The sequence below is a fragment of the Streptomyces sp. NPDC089919 genome, from assembly GCF_040684615.1.
Taxonomy (GTDB): Bacteria; Actinomycetota; Actinomycetes; order Streptomycetales; family Streptomycetaceae; genus Streptomyces.
In genome coordinates this window covers 1-12,332 of the sequence record NZ_JBFBGK010000069.1, presented here as the reverse complement: position 1 = coordinate 12,332, position 12,332 = coordinate 1, and the positions used below count along the sequence as shown (strand labels likewise).

The following is a 12,332-nucleotide window of genomic DNA, read 5'->3' as shown; positions in this document are numbered from 1 at the left end:
GGGGGAAACGTGTCCGAGGAGCAGATCACCGGCTGGGTCAAGCAGTGGATCGACGGCTGGACCGTCTCGCGCGGGGCCGCCGACCCGGTCGAGGAGCCCTGGGGGTGGACCATCGCCGTCGGGCTGACCAAGGAGGTCGGCCGGCACGTCCTGCCGGTGCCCGCGGAGGGCGACGTCCGGAAGCTGGCCGCCACCGCGCCGCCGGCCACCTGGCTCAAGCTCTTCGCCGAGGACGAGGTGGTCATGCCGTGGGTGGGCGAGGGGTGGGAGTCGGACCTCGCCGGCTTCCTGATGACCCTGCCCCTCACCGACGCGCCGGCCGGACCGCCGCCGGCCGGGTACACGGTGACGTCCTGGAACCGGGGCGGGATCATCAAGGTGCTGGTGCGCACCGAGGACGGCCGGCTGGCCGCCCGCGGCCAGATGGGCCTGGCCGGCCGCACGGCGGTGGCGGACCAGATCGAGACCGCCCCGGACCAGCGCCGCCGCGGCCTGGGCGGCCTGGTGATGCGCACCCTCCAGCACCTCGCCTGGCAGACCGGCGCCCGCGAGGCCGTCCTGGTCGGCACCCCGGAGGGCAAGGCGCTGTACGAAGCCCTGGGCTGGACCCTGCGGTCCCCGATGGTGAGCCTGGTGCGGCGGGGGGACTGAGGACGCACGGCCGAACGCCCCGGCTGCCGCAGGCGGCAGCCGGGGCGGAATCGGGGGATCAGCCGCCGCTGAGCTGGGAGGCGCTGGGGACCTGGTCCTTGACCTCGGCGCCGGCGCTCTTGCCCGCGTCCTTGACGCTGTTGATGACCTTCTCGAAGGAGCCGATGTCCGCGTCGCTGGCCTCGCCCTTGCGGAGCTTGGTGCCCAGGTCCTTGAGCGAGTCGATGCCTGCCGACAGCGGGGCCACGGCCTTGGAGAGCAGTTCGTCGCCCTTGGCGTTGTTGACCGCCGCCTTCAGCCGGTTGTACGTGAAGGCGCCCGCCAGGCCCGCCTTGACGAGGGCGAACTTCCGGCCGTCGGCGCCCTGCTTGAACTTGCCGTCGCGGTACGGCTTGATGATCCACTGGTAGGTGGCGCCGGCCGCCAGGCCCGCGTTGGCCACGAAGCGGGTCTTGGCGAACTTCTGCTGTTCGGCCGATGCGCTCGCCGACGCCGCCGAACCGGTGTCCTTCTTGTCGTCGTTGCAGGCGGTCGCCCCGGCCAGCAGCGCGCCGGACAGGAGCAGCGCCACCAGCGAGCGGCGCAGCGATGCGGTTCTGAAGACGGGCACGGCAAAACCTCCGGGACCTTCCTGGGACTGTGGCCCCAGCCTCACCCGGCCGCGCGCCGTCCGCCACCGGGACACCCCCATCCGGGCACCCGCCCGTCCCGCCCGTCCCAGGCCGTCCCGGGCCGTCCCCGGTCTTCTCAGGGACGCCGGGACCCCTGGCACCTGCGCTCCGCCGCGACCGAAGGTGGGCGGCACACCCGGAAGCACTCCGGGCGGTACGGGACCACGAAGGGCTGCTTCACACCATGAGCAAGAACACCGGACTCCGCAGAAGGCTCGCGGCGGTCGCCGCGTCCACCGCCCTCCTCTTCGGCGCGGGAGTCGCCACGGCACAGATGTCGACGGCGGCGGGAGACGGCTACGCCTGCCCCGCCGGCTACCACTGCGCCTTCTACGAGACCCCCTTCGGTGGCGCCTCCCACCACTACTTCAACAGCGACGCCAACTTCACCAACGACTACTTCGACGTCCGCGGCCCCCACGAGGGCTGGGGACTCGGCCTGAACGTGAACGACCACGTGTCGGGAGCCGAGAACGCCAGCACCGCCGGGTACGAGAGCCACTACTACCGCGACATCAACTACGGCGGCGGCCTGGCCTTCTGCGTCAACCCCGGCAGCATGGTGACCGGCTCGCAGATGTCGGCCGACCAGAAGAACGTGGCCAGCTCCCTGCTGCTGCGCGGCACGACCACCGTCCACTGCTTCTGATCCGCCCCGCGCGCACGGGCCCGACGGTGCGAGCCGCCGCCGGGCCCGGCCGAGAAAGGCCAGCCCCCCCGATGCCCGGTCCCCGCCCCCGCCGCACCGCGCTCAGCCTCGCCGCCCTCCTCGCCGGCGCGGCGGCCGTCATCGGCGGCTGGACCCTCGCCGCACCCTCCGACGCCCGGCCACCGGCTGCCGCAGCCTCCGGTGCCCCGCAGCGAGCGGCCGCCGCGGCCGCGACACCCGCGGTACTGCCCGTCACCGAGCGCCTCTTCGCCTGGACCGAGGTCGACTACCGCAGCGCCGACGCCCAGCGGCGGTACGCCATCGCATGCATGGCCCGGCAGGGCTACCGGTACGCGCCGGCCGCGACCCCCCGGCCCGGGACGGGCGCCGACCAGCGGCCGGAGCCCTTCGGCCGCGAGTCCGCGACGGCCCCCGACGCGGCCGCGCCGCCCGCCGAGCAGCCGCCCGTGCCCGGGAGCCCCGAGACCACGAAGGCGTACGGGCGGGCCCTTTTCGGCGACCCTGCCGACCGGGTGACCGCCAAGGGCCTGCGGATGTCCGTGTCCCGGCCGGGACACGGCTGCCTGGCCGAGGCCGAGAACACGGTCCTCGGCGACGGCCGGATGCGTTGGCTGCAGGTCCGGATCCTGCTCTTCGAGGGCCAGGAGCAGTCGCGCGACGACCTGGAGAAGGACCCCGCTTTCCAAGCCCTGAACGGCCGCTGGCGGGCGTGCATGGAGCAGGCCGGCTTCGGCGGGAAGAGCGATCCGGTGCGGCTGCTCACCGCCTCGGCGCGCACCGCGCAGGCCCGCGCGACCGATCCCGCGCTCGCCGCCGACCTGCGGTGCAAAGGGTCGACGGGCTACCTCGCGACCGCGTACGCCCGGCTCTCGGCCGCACAGCAGCGCTGGCTGGACGGCCACCCGGACGTGGCCCGCGACTGGGCGGCGTTGATGAGCCGCCAGGACGCGGCGACCCGTCCCAGGCCCTGAGACCCCCGGACGGGTCCGCCACCTGGCGGAGCCGTCCGGGCGCGGCGGCCGGGTACGCCCGGAGGGGCCGTACGTCAGTACACCCGTACGCCGGGACGGGCTAGCCGCAGCAGTCCGGCTCGAGGCCCACCGGCAGCCGCTCGCCGCCGAAGACCGCGCAGGTCGCCTCGTCCCCGCCGAGCGCCGCCACCGCGAGCAGCAGCGAGCCGGCGGTCCAGGTCGTCTGCTCCACCGGCCACACCGCCCGGTCCTCGAAGACGTACCCGGTCCAGTACATGCCGTTGTCGTCGCGCAGGTGGGCGATGCTGCGCAGGATCTCCAGCGCCCGGTCGGACTCGCCCATCGCCCAGAGCGTCAGGGCCAGTTCGCAGCTCTCGCCGCCGGTCACCCACGGGTTGGGCAGCACGCAGCGCACGCCCAGCTGCGGGACGACGAACTCGTCCCAGCGCTCCTCGATGCGCGCCTTGGCCTCCGGGCCGGTGAGCGCCCCGCCCAGGACCGGGTAGTACCAGTCCATCGAGTAGCGGTTCTTGTCGAGGAAGCGCTCGGGGTGGCGGCGGATCGCGTGGCCCAGCGCGCCGGTGGCCAGCTCCCAGTCGGGCTGCGGCTCCTCGCGGTGCTCGGCGATGGCCAGGGCGCAGCGCAGCGCCTGGTGGATCGAGGAGGAGCCGGTGAGCAGGGCGTCGGTGACGGGCGTGCCGTCGGCCTCCCGCTTCCAGCCGATCTCGCCGCCCGGCTGCTGGAGGCCGAGGACGAACTCGACCGCCGCGTAGACCGCCGGCCACATCCGGTCGACGAAGGCGTCGTCGCCGGTGGCGAGGTAGTGGTGCCAGACGCCGACCGCGAGGTAGGCGGTGAAGTTGGACTCCTTGCCGGCGTCCTGCGGCACGGCGGTGTCCACGCCCTCCGGCCGGTCGGCGTAGGCGGCGTACCAGGAGCCGTCCCGGTTCTGGTGCCGGGCCAGCCACTCGTAGGCACGGGCCGCGGCCTCGTGCTCGCCGGCCGCGTCCAGGGCCATGGCGGCCTCGGTGTGGTCCCACGGGTCGAGGTGGTGGCCGCGGAACCACGGGATGGCGCCGTCCGCGCGCTGCACGGCCAGGATCCCGGCGACGGTCTGCCCGGCCTGCTCGGCCGTCAGCACGCCCGGCAGGACGAGGTGTTCGGTGCGCCCCGGTGAGCTCACTGGGCGGCGCCGGCGGCGTCGACGGGCAGGTGGGGCTTGGTGGCGTAGGCGACGAAGCTCTTGCCGATCACCGGGTTGAGGGCCTGCTCGGCGAGCCGGGTCGCGAGCGGCTTCTTCATGATGTCCCAGACCAGCAGCTTGTGGTACGCCTTGACCGGCAGGGCCTTGTCGTTGTCCACGCCGAAGGCGCACTTGAGCCACCAGTACGGCGAGTGCAGGCCGTGGGCGTGGTGGGTGCCGTAGGGCTTGAGGCCGGCCGCCTCCATCTTGCCCAGCAGCTCGTCCGCCTTGTAGATGCGGATGTGGCCGCCCTCGACCTCGTGGTAGGCGTCGCTGAGCGCCCAGCAGATCTTCTCGGGACCGTAGCGCGGGACGGTGATGGCGATCCGGCCGCCGGGCTTGAGGACCCGGACCATCTCGGCGAGCACGCCCTTGTCGTCGGGGATGTGCTCCATGACCTCGGAGATGATCACGACGTCGAAGGAGTCGTCGGGGAAGGGCAGCGCGAGGGCGTCGCCCTCCATCGCGGTGGCGGTGGCGCCCGCGGGGGCCTCACCGGCCTCCTTCATCGCGGCGAACCACTTGGCGACCTCGCGGATCTCCTCGCCGTTGCGGTCGAGGGCGACGACCTGGGCGCCGCGCCGGTAGCACTCGAAGGCGTGCCTGCCTGCACCGCAGCCCAGATCGAGCACGCGGTCGCCGGCGGCGAGCGGGAACCTGGAGAAGTCGACGGTCAGCACGGGGGCGGCCTGCTTTCGCGGGGTCGTGGGGTGGAGCGGGGGGAACGGAGCAGCGGGGTGGCCGCCGGGCGCCGGACCGGCGGACGCCGGACGCGCCGCCGGCGGCGCGGTGCGGTCAGCGGGTACGGGCGCCCCGGGCGGCGGCGATCGCGGCGCGGTAGTGGGCGACGGTGCCCTCGGCGGCCTTGGCCCAGGTGAAGTTGGCCAGAACGCGCTCGCGGCCGGCGGCCCCGAGGCGGGTGCGCAGTTCCGGATCGCCGAGCAGCCGGCCCAGGGCGGCGGCCAGTGCGCCGGCGTCGCCCGGCGGCACCGCCAGGCAGGTCTCGCCGTCGCGGCCGGCGACCTCAGGGATGGCACCGCCGGTGGTGGCGACCAGCGGGGTGCCGGTGGCCATGGCCTCGGCGGCGGGCAGCGAGAAGCCCTCGTACAGGCTGGGGACGCAGGCGACCTGCGCGGAGCGGACCAGGTCGACCAGCTCGGCGTCGGTGACGCCCTTGACGAAGCGGATGTGGTCGGCCAGGCCGTAGCTCTCGATGGCCCGGGCGACCGGGCCGTCCTCGGCGCGCTTGCCGACCACGACCAGGTGGGCCTCGGGGTTCTCGGTGCGGAGCTTGGCCAGCGCCTCGACGAGGTGGATCAGGCCCTTGAGGGGGACGTCGGCGCTGGAGGTGGTGACGATCCGGCCGGGTATCTCGGCGACGGCCGGGTCCGGGGACCACAGGCCGGTGTCGGCGCCGATGTGGACGACGTGGATGCGCTCGTCCCGGACGCCGAGGTGGTCGGCGATCTCCTGCTGGGAGGAGCCGGAGACGGTCAGGACGGAGGGCAGCCGGCGGGCCACCCGGCCCTGCATGCGCGTGAAGCCGTACCAACGCCGCACCGAGGCGCGCTTCTTGCGGTCCTTGGCGGCGGCCAGGTCGAGCTTGCGGTCGACGGTGATGGGGTGGTGGATCGTGGTCACCAGCGGCGCGCCCAGGTCGCCCAGGAGGCCGTAGCCCAGCGTCTGGTTGTCGTGGATGACGTCGAACTGCCCCCGGCGGGCGGCCAGATGGCGGCGGGCGCGCAGGGAGAAGGTGAGCGGTTCCGGGAAGCCGCCGGTCCACATGGTGGCGACCTCGAGCAGGTCGACCCAGTCGCGGTACTCGTCCCGCTTGGGGGTGCGGAAGGGGTCGGGGTGCCGGTACAGGTCCAGGCTCGGCAGCTCGGTGAGGGTCTGGCCCTCCTCCGGGTCGAGCACCGGGTAGGGCTGGGCTCCGATGACCTCGACGGTGTGCCCGAGGCGGGCCAGCTCCCGTGCCAGGTGGCGGACGTAGACGCCCTGGCCACCGCAGAACGGGTTCCCCTTGTAGGTGAGGAGTGCGATGCGCAACGGGCGGTCGCCGTCAGTGCCGGAACCCGCGAAAGGGCTCGTCACCATGGCCTCAGCGGACACTCTCGGCCCCCTTCTCACTGCACTTTCGCCGGAGCGTAACCGCTCGGATAATGTAGAACAAGTTTCAGACTTGATCCGTCGAAGACCACTGAATCTACCGGCCGGAAACCACACCGTAAGAGGCGGAGCAGGTGATTCGCGCCACGACCGGAGCCCCTGACATGCTGACGTCGCGAAGCACGCCGCAGGGCCGGGTCCGGGCAGATCCGGCGATTGCCATGGATGGGGACTTATGTCAGAAGCGAGAGCGACCGTCACGCCGGCATCCCCGCCCCTGACGGAGCGGCAGGAGGCCAGGCGCCGCCGCATCCTGCACGCCAGTGCCCAACTGGCCAGCCGGGGCGGCTTCGACGCGGTCCAGATGCGCGAGGTCGCCGAGTCGTCGAGCGTGGCGCTGGGCACGCTCTACCGGTACTTCCCGTCCAAGGTGCACCTGCTGGTGGCGACCATGCAGGACCAGCTCCAGCACATGCACACCACGCTCCGCAAACGCCCGCCGGCCGGCGAGTCCGCCTCGGAGCGGGTCGCCGAGACCCTGATGCGGGCCTTCCGCGCGCTCCAGCGCGAGCCGCACCTGGCCGACGCGATGGTGCGGGCCCTGACCTTCGCCGACCGCAGCGTCTCCCCCGAGGTCGACACCGTCTCGCGGCTGACCACGGCGATCATCCTGGACGCGATGGGCCTGACCGCCCCGCCCACCGCCGACCAGCTCTCCGCGGTCCGGGTCATCGAGCACACCTGGCACTCGGCCCTGATCACCTGGCTCTCCGGCCGCGCCTCGATCGCCCAGGTCAAGATCGACATCGAGACGGTCTGCCGCCTGATCGACCTGACGGCCCCGGAGGCGCCCCGCTAGCCGCACACCCGTCGCCCCGTGTGACTCAGATCACACGCAACGGGTCGCGCGAGGGCGATGAGTTGGAGAGGATCCCACGGTCTTCATTGCGTAACGCCGGCCGCCGACGCGGCGGCCGGACGGCAGCGGACCGGGGAGCCCCCATGCGGATCGTCATCAGTGAGTTCATCAGCCTCGACGGCGTCGTCCAGGCCCCCGGGGGCCCCGAGGAGGACACCGACGGCGGGTTCGCGCACGGCGGCTGGACGCACCCCTTCTTCGACCCGGAGGTGGTCGGCGGGGCCTTCGCCGCGGCCACGCAGCAGGCCGCCGGCCTGCTCTTCGGCCGCCGCACCTGGCGGGTGATGGCGGACGCCTGGCCCGGGCGGGCCGGGGACCCCTTCGCGGACCTGATGAACTCCCTGCCGAAGTACGTGGTCTCCGACTCCCTCACCGAGGCGGACATGACCTGGAACTCCACGCTGCTGCCCGGCGACAAGGCCGTGCCGCGGCTGCGGGAGCTGGCCGCGGCCGAGGGCGGCGACCTGGTCGTCATGGGCAGCCCGAGCCTGGTCCGCACCCTGCTGGCGGAGGACCTGGTGGACGAGCTGACCCTGATCGTGATGCCGGTCCTGCTCGGCGGCGGCAAGTCGATCTTCCCGGCCGACGGCGGGCTGCGGACGCTGGAACTGGTCGCCACGACCACCAGCCCGCTGGGGGCCAACGTCTGCACGTACCGGCGGGCGACGCGGCGGGGCTGAGGCGGGTACAGAACGGCCGGTTTCCGACCCAACCATGTGATCGTCCTACGACCCTGTGATCAACTGACGCCATGACGCGCACGCTGTACCTCTTCGGATCCGCCGCCCCGCCCCTCTTCGACGTGGCGTGGGTGGTCGAAGAGGCGCAGGCGCGCGGCTGGGACGTGTGCCTGGGACTGACCCCGACCGCGGCCGAGTGGGTGGCGGAGGGCATCGAGGGGCTGGCGGCCCTGACCGGCCACCCGGTGCGGTCCCGCTACCGCCGCCCCGGCGAGCCGGACCTGTGGCCGGCCCCGGACGCGCTGCTGTTCGCCCCGGCCACCTTCAACACGGTCAACGCGTGGGCGCTGGGCATCACCGACCGCTGGACCGTCGGCGTGGCCGCCGAGGCCATCGGCAAGGGGATCCCGGCGGCGGTGCTGCCGTGCGTGAACACCGCGCAGGTCCGGCACCCGCAGTTCGACCAGAGCCTGGCCACCCTGCACAACGCGGGCGTCCGCGTCCTCTACGGCGAGGGCGGCTTCGTCCCGGTCGCCCCCGGCCAGGACCACGTCCCCGACTACCCCTGGGGCGCCGCCCTCGACGCCGCCGACACCTTGGTGTCCCCCCTCACGAGCTGACCCGGGGCCCGGCGGGCGATATCCGCGTGCCGGCCCCGGCCGGGCACCGTAGGGTCGGCAGGTGCCCGAGATCGAGCGTCTGCGCCCCGACCATGCCGGCCCCCTCCTCGCCTTCGAGAAGGCCAACCGGGCCTACTTCGCCGCTTCCGTGCCCGACCGCGGCGACGCGTACTTCGCCGAGTTCGAGGCGCGCCTCGCCGCCCTGCTCGCCGAACAGGACGCCGGGATCTGCCACTTCCACGTCCTGACCGGCCCCGACGGCGAGGTGCTCGGCCGGGTCAACCTCGTCGACGCGGCCGACGGCAGCGCCGACCTCGGCTACCGGATCGCCGAGCACGCCACCGGCCGCGGCCTGGCCACCGCCGCGGTCCGCCGGGTCTGCGAACTGGCCGTGACGGCGTACGGGCTGACCACCCTGCACGCCGTCACCACCGTCGACAACACGGCCTCGCAGGCCGTCCTGGCCCGCACCGGCTTCCGCCCCACCGGCACCGTCCCCGACCTCTCCGGCCGCCCGGGCCTGCGCTTCGTACGCGACCTCACCGCGGAGGGCTAGCAGGCCGGCCCCCGCACACGCCCTACTCCTCCGGCGGGAAGACCGCTTCCCCCGACTCCCGCAGCGTGATCGTGATGGCCTCCACCGGGCAGCCCTCGGCGGCCGTCAGGACCGGCTCGTTGGCGTCCGTGTCGGCGGTCACCGGGTGGGACTGCCGGGCCGTGTCGAGGCGGAAGCCGGCCGGTGCGTGGTTGACGCACATGCCCGAGCCGATGCAGACCCCGCGGTCCACCTCGACGTGCCAGCGGTCCCCCATCAGGCACCGGCCCCGGGCTGGTAGCCGGCCGGCAGGTGGATCATCTTGTGCTCCAGGTACTCGGACAGGCCCTCCGGCCCGAACTCCCGCCCCACGCCGCTGTTCTTGTAGCCGCCGAAGGGCCCCATCATGTCGAGGCTGAAGGTGTTGACGTTGTAGGTGCCGGTCCGCACCCGCCGCGCGAAGTCGATGCCGTGCTCGACGTCCGCCGTCCAGACGCTGCCGCTGAGGCCGAAGTCGGAGTCGTTCGCGATGCGCGCGGCCTCCTCCTCGTCCCCGTACGGCATCAGGCAGACCACCGGCCCGAAGATCTCCTCGCGGGCGACCCGCATGGAGTTGTCGACGCTGCCCAGCAGGGTCGGTTCCACGTACCAGCCCTGCTCCTGCGCGGCCGGCACCCCGCCGCCGGTGAGGACCTTGGCGCCCTCCTCCTGGCCGATGCGGATGTAGTCGAGGGAGCGCTGCTGCTGCCGGCGGGCCACCAGCGGGCCGACCTGGGTGGCCGCGTCCAGCGGGTCGCCCACCACCAGCGCGCCGGCCGCGGCGGCCAGCGCCTCGGCTATCTCGTCGTACCGGCTGCGCGGCGCGAGCACCCGGGTCTGGGCCACGCACGCCTGGCCGTTGTTCATCCAGGCGGCCGGGATGATCCCGGCCACGGTGGAGGTCAGGTCGGCGTCCGGCAGGATGACCGCGGCGGACTTGCCGCCCAGCTCGAGGGTGACGCGGGTGAGGTTGCGGGCGGCGACCTCCATGACGCGCTTGCCGGCCGCGACCGAGCCGGTGAAGGAGACCTTGTCGACGCCGGGGTGGCCGACCAGGTACTCGCTCACCTCGCGGTCGGCGGGCAGGATCGACAGCACGCCCTCCGGCAGCCCGGCCTCGCGGACGATGTCGGCGAGGATGTACGAGTCCAGCGGGGACTCGGGCGAGGGCTTGAGGATCACGCAGGAGCCGGTGAGCAGCGCGGGCGCGAGCTTGGCGGCGGCCACGAACTGCGGGACGTTCCAGGGGATGACGGCGGCGACCACGCCGACCGGCTCCCGGCGCACCAGGATCGGGCCGAGCGCCCCGGCCCGGTGCTCCTCGTACGGGTAGGCCTCAGCGACCTTGATCGCGGCGTCGTAGACCATCATCGGGCCGAGCGCCTGGGCCAGCACGCTCCAGGAGTACGGGGAGCCGTTCTGGGAGCTGATGGAGCGGGCGATCTCCTCGTGGCGGACGGCGATGGCGTCCTTGATGCGGCTCACCACGGCGATCCGCTCGGCGAGCGCCATCCGGGGCCAGGGGCCCTGGTCGAAGGCCTGGCGGGCGGCGGCGACGGCGCGGTCCACGTCCTCGCGGGAGGCGTGCGGGACGCGCCCGATGACCTGCTCGGTATGGGGCGAGACGATCTCGATGGTGTCACCGCCCAGCGGATCGGCCCATGCGCCGCCGATGAACAGCTTTCCGTGTTCCACGAGCTCGGTCATGGCTGGTTGCCTCCTGCGGCCCGGTCGCTGTGTCACTCCCTGACACCCCTGACACTGTTTCAGAACTGATACCAGTTCTAGTTCCAGGAGTCCACGGGCGGTACGGAGATCGACGATCGCCATGCCCCGCCGAGGTCCGTACGAAGATCACAAGAGCGAGCCGACGCCCCTTCAGGAGTAGCCGAGGATGGTCGACTTGGGCTACTACTGAAACCCGTTCTCGAAATGTCGGGAGCGGGAGGCGGAAACGGCGCGACAGGGGGCCCGCATGACTCAGGCGACGGCGACTCAGGTGACCGACCACGGCGGAGGCGTCCACGCCATCAAGGTGCCCATCCCCGACAACCCGCTCGGCCACACCCTCGTCCACGTCCTCGACACCGACCGGGGCCCGGTCCTGATCGACACCGGCTGGGACGACCCGGACTCCTGGGACACGCTCGTCGCGGGGCTGGCCGCCCTCGGCATCGCCGTCGCGGACGTGCACGGGGTGGTCATCACCCACCACCACCCCGACCACCACGGCCTCTCCGGCAAGGTCCGGGAGGCCTCCGGCGCCTGGATCGCCATGCACGCCGCCGACGCCGAGGTGGTCCAGCGCACCCGCAGCGCCGAACCGTCGGTCTGGCTCGACTACCTGGCCGCCAAGCTGGAAGCGGCCGGCGCCCCGGAGGAACACCTCGCACCGCTGCGCGCGGCCCGCGAGGCCGGCCGGCTGCGGACCCTGCCGGGGCTGCGGGCCGCCCTGCCGGACCGGGAGATCGTCCCGGGCGAGCTGCTGCCGCTGGCCGGGCGGCGGCTGCGGGCCATCTGGACCCCGGGGCACACCCCGGGGCACGTCTGCCTGCACCTGGAGGAGGAGCACCCCGCGCAGCTGCCGGGCCACGGCCGGCTCTTCTCCGGGGACCACCTGCTGCCCGGCATCACCCCGCACATCGGGCTGTACGAGGACCCGGAGGACACCCGGGTCACCGACCCCCTCGGGGACTACCTCGACTCCCTCGAACGGATCGGGCGGCTGGGGCCGGCGGAGGTGCTGCCGGCGCACCAGCACGCGTTCACCGATGCGGCGGGGCGGGTCCGGGACCTGCTGCGGCACCACGAGGACCGGCTCGAGGACCTGCGCGCCCTCCTGCGCGAACCGCTCACGCCGTGGGCGCTGGCCGAGCGGATGGAGTGGAACCGGCCCTGGGAGCAGATCCCCTACGGCTCCCGGAACATCGCCGTCTCAGAAGCCGAAGCCCACCTCCGCCGCCTGGTGAAACAAGGCCACGCCGAACCGGTCCCCGGCAGCACCCCCCAGACTTACCGAGCACTCTGACGCCCCCGGGGCAACCCCAGCCCCGCCGGGCACATCCAGCCTCGCCGGCGCTTGAGGCGCGGGGTCCGGGGCAGCGCCCCGAAACCTGGGCCCCGCCCATCCTCTGCGTCCGGCGGCGCCGGGGACATCCCAGCCCCGCCGGGCACATCCAGCCTCGCCGGCGATTGAGGCGCGGGGTCCGGGGCGGCGCCCCGAA

Annotated in this window: 14 protein-coding genes; 8 read left to right on the top strand and 6 right to left on the bottom strand. The window is 73.4% G+C overall.

What is annotated here, in order from left to right; genetic code table 11:
- The first annotated feature begins 9 nt into the window (after nt 1-9).
- Nucleotides 10-651 carry a GNAT family N-acetyltransferase gene (locus AB0O40_RS24870; RefSeq protein WP_365045741.1) on the top strand — a complete coding sequence of 214 codons (642 nt, stop codon included), beginning with the start codon at nt 10-12 and terminating at the stop codon, nt 649-651.
- A gap of 58 nt (nt 652-709) precedes the next feature.
- Here the strand turns inward: AB0O40_RS24870 and AB0O40_RS24865 are convergent, their stop codons facing one another.
- Nucleotides 710-1,261 carry a hypothetical protein gene (locus tag AB0O40_RS24865; protein WP_365045739.1) on the bottom strand — a complete coding sequence of 184 codons (552 nt, stop codon included), beginning with the start codon at nt 1,259-1,261 and terminating at the stop codon, nt 710-712.
- Nucleotides 1,262-1,506: 245 nt separating this feature from the next.
- Here AB0O40_RS24865 and AB0O40_RS24860 point away from each other — a divergent pair, with 245 nt between their 5' ends.
- Together AB0O40_RS24860 and AB0O40_RS24855 are read left to right on the top strand one after the other, a co-directional pair.
- A complete protein-coding gene (locus AB0O40_RS24860) occupies nt 1,507-1,971 on the top strand; it encodes a peptidase inhibitor family I36 protein (protein WP_365045737.1) in 465 nt (154 codons plus the stop codon).
- Between the two features lie 71 nt (nt 1,972-2,042).
- Nucleotides 2,043-2,963: a hypothetical protein gene (locus AB0O40_RS24855; RefSeq protein WP_365045735.1), complete on the top strand. Its 921-nt coding sequence runs from the start codon at nt 2,043-2,045 to the stop codon at nt 2,961-2,963.
- A gap of 100 nt (nt 2,964-3,063) precedes the next feature.
- Here AB0O40_RS24855 and AB0O40_RS24850 read toward each other — a convergent pair whose 3' ends face one another.
- The 3 genes from AB0O40_RS24850 to AB0O40_RS24840 form a co-directional block, all read right to left on the bottom strand.
- Nucleotides 3,064-4,146, bottom strand: coding sequence for a prenyltransferase (locus AB0O40_RS24850; RefSeq protein ID WP_365045732.1), 1,083 nt, complete (start codon nt 4,144-4,146; stop codon nt 3,064-3,066).
- A complete protein-coding gene (locus tag AB0O40_RS24845) occupies nt 4,143-4,886 on the bottom strand; it encodes a class I SAM-dependent methyltransferase (RefSeq protein ID WP_365045729.1) in 744 nt (247 codons plus the stop codon). The genes AB0O40_RS24850 and AB0O40_RS24845 overlap by 4 nt, the downstream gene beginning before the upstream one ends.
- 115 nt (nt 4,887-5,001) lie before the next feature.
- The gene (locus tag AB0O40_RS24840; protein WP_365045727.1) at nt 5,002-6,318 is read right to left on the bottom strand and encodes a glycosyltransferase family 4 protein; all 1,317 of its coding nucleotides are present in this window, start codon (nt 6,316-6,318) and stop codon (nt 5,002-5,004) included.
- 232 nt (nt 6,319-6,550) lie between these two features.
- On the opposite strand from AB0O40_RS24840, the gene AB0O40_RS24835 reads away from it, so the two are divergent.
- The 4 genes from AB0O40_RS24835 (at nt 6,551) to AB0O40_RS24820 (ending at nt 9,090) form a co-directional block, all read left to right on the top strand.
- Nucleotides 6,551-7,174 (top strand): TetR family transcriptional regulator, encoded by a 624-nt coding sequence (locus AB0O40_RS24835; protein WP_365045724.1) that lies wholly within the window; start codon nt 6,551-6,553, stop codon nt 7,172-7,174.
- A 143-nt stretch (nt 7,175-7,317) separates the two neighbouring features.
- A complete protein-coding gene (locus AB0O40_RS24830) occupies nt 7,318-7,914 on the top strand; it encodes a dihydrofolate reductase family protein (RefSeq protein WP_365045722.1) in 597 nt (198 codons plus the stop codon).
- A 71-nt stretch (nt 7,915-7,985) separates the two neighbouring features.
- Nucleotides 7,986-8,534: a flavoprotein gene (locus tag AB0O40_RS24825; RefSeq protein WP_365045719.1), complete on the top strand. Its 549-nt coding sequence runs from the start codon at nt 7,986-7,988 to the stop codon at nt 8,532-8,534.
- A 61-nt stretch (nt 8,535-8,595) separates the two neighbouring features.
- Nucleotides 8,596-9,090 carry a GNAT family N-acetyltransferase gene (locus AB0O40_RS24820; RefSeq protein WP_365045717.1) on the top strand — a complete coding sequence of 165 codons (495 nt, stop codon included), beginning with the start codon at nt 8,596-8,598 and terminating at the stop codon, nt 9,088-9,090.
- A 22-nt stretch (nt 9,091-9,112) separates the two neighbouring features.
- Here AB0O40_RS24820 and AB0O40_RS24815 read toward each other — a convergent pair whose 3' ends face one another.
- Both AB0O40_RS24815 and AB0O40_RS24810 read right to left on the bottom strand, forming a co-directional pair.
- Entirely contained in the window at nt 9,113-9,346 is a 234-nt protein-coding gene (locus AB0O40_RS24815) for a ferredoxin (RefSeq protein ID WP_365045714.1), read from the bottom strand.
- Nucleotides 9,346-10,815, bottom strand: coding sequence for an aldehyde dehydrogenase (locus AB0O40_RS24810; protein WP_365045711.1), 1,470 nt, complete (start codon nt 10,813-10,815; stop codon nt 9,346-9,348). Before AB0O40_RS24810 ends, AB0O40_RS24815 begins: the two co-directional genes overlap by 1 nt.
- A gap of 268 nt (nt 10,816-11,083) precedes the next feature.
- Here AB0O40_RS24810 and AB0O40_RS24805 point away from each other — a divergent pair, with 268 nt between their 5' ends.
- Nucleotides 11,084-12,136: an MBL fold metallo-hydrolase gene (locus tag AB0O40_RS24805; protein WP_365045708.1), complete on the top strand. Its 1,053-nt coding sequence runs from the start codon at nt 11,084-11,086 to the stop codon at nt 12,134-12,136.
- The last annotated feature ends 196 nt before the right edge of the window (nt 12,137-12,332 follow it).

What these genes read in the sequence shown, in the direction of transcription:
- AB0O40_RS24805 (WP_365045708.1), top strand. Translation starts at nt 11,084, where the DNA reads ATGACTCAGGCGACGGCGACTCAGGTGACCGACCACGGCGGAGGCGTC.
- AB0O40_RS24815 (WP_365045714.1), bottom strand. Translation starts at nt 9,346, where the DNA reads ATGGGGGACCGCTGGCACGTCGAGGTGGACCGCGGGGTCTGCATCGGC.
- AB0O40_RS24855 (WP_365045735.1), top strand. Translation starts at nt 2,043, where the DNA reads ATGCCCGGTCCCCGCCCCCGCCGCACCGCGCTCAGCCTCGCCGCCCTC.
- AB0O40_RS24860 (WP_365045737.1), top strand. Translation starts at nt 1,507, where the DNA reads ATGAGCAAGAACACCGGACTCCGCAGAAGGCTCGCGGCGGTCGCCGCG.
- AB0O40_RS24825 (WP_365045719.1), top strand. Translation starts at nt 7,986, where the DNA reads ATGACGCGCACGCTGTACCTCTTCGGATCCGCCGCCCCGCCCCTCTTC.
- AB0O40_RS24810 (WP_365045711.1), bottom strand. Translation starts at nt 10,815, where the DNA reads ATGACCGAGCTCGTGGAACACGGAAAGCTGTTCATCGGCGGCGCATGG.
- AB0O40_RS24835 (WP_365045724.1), top strand. Translation starts at nt 6,551, where the DNA reads ATGTCAGAAGCGAGAGCGACCGTCACGCCGGCATCCCCGCCCCTGACG.
- AB0O40_RS24830 (WP_365045722.1), top strand. Translation starts at nt 7,318, where the DNA reads ATGCGGATCGTCATCAGTGAGTTCATCAGCCTCGACGGCGTCGTCCAG.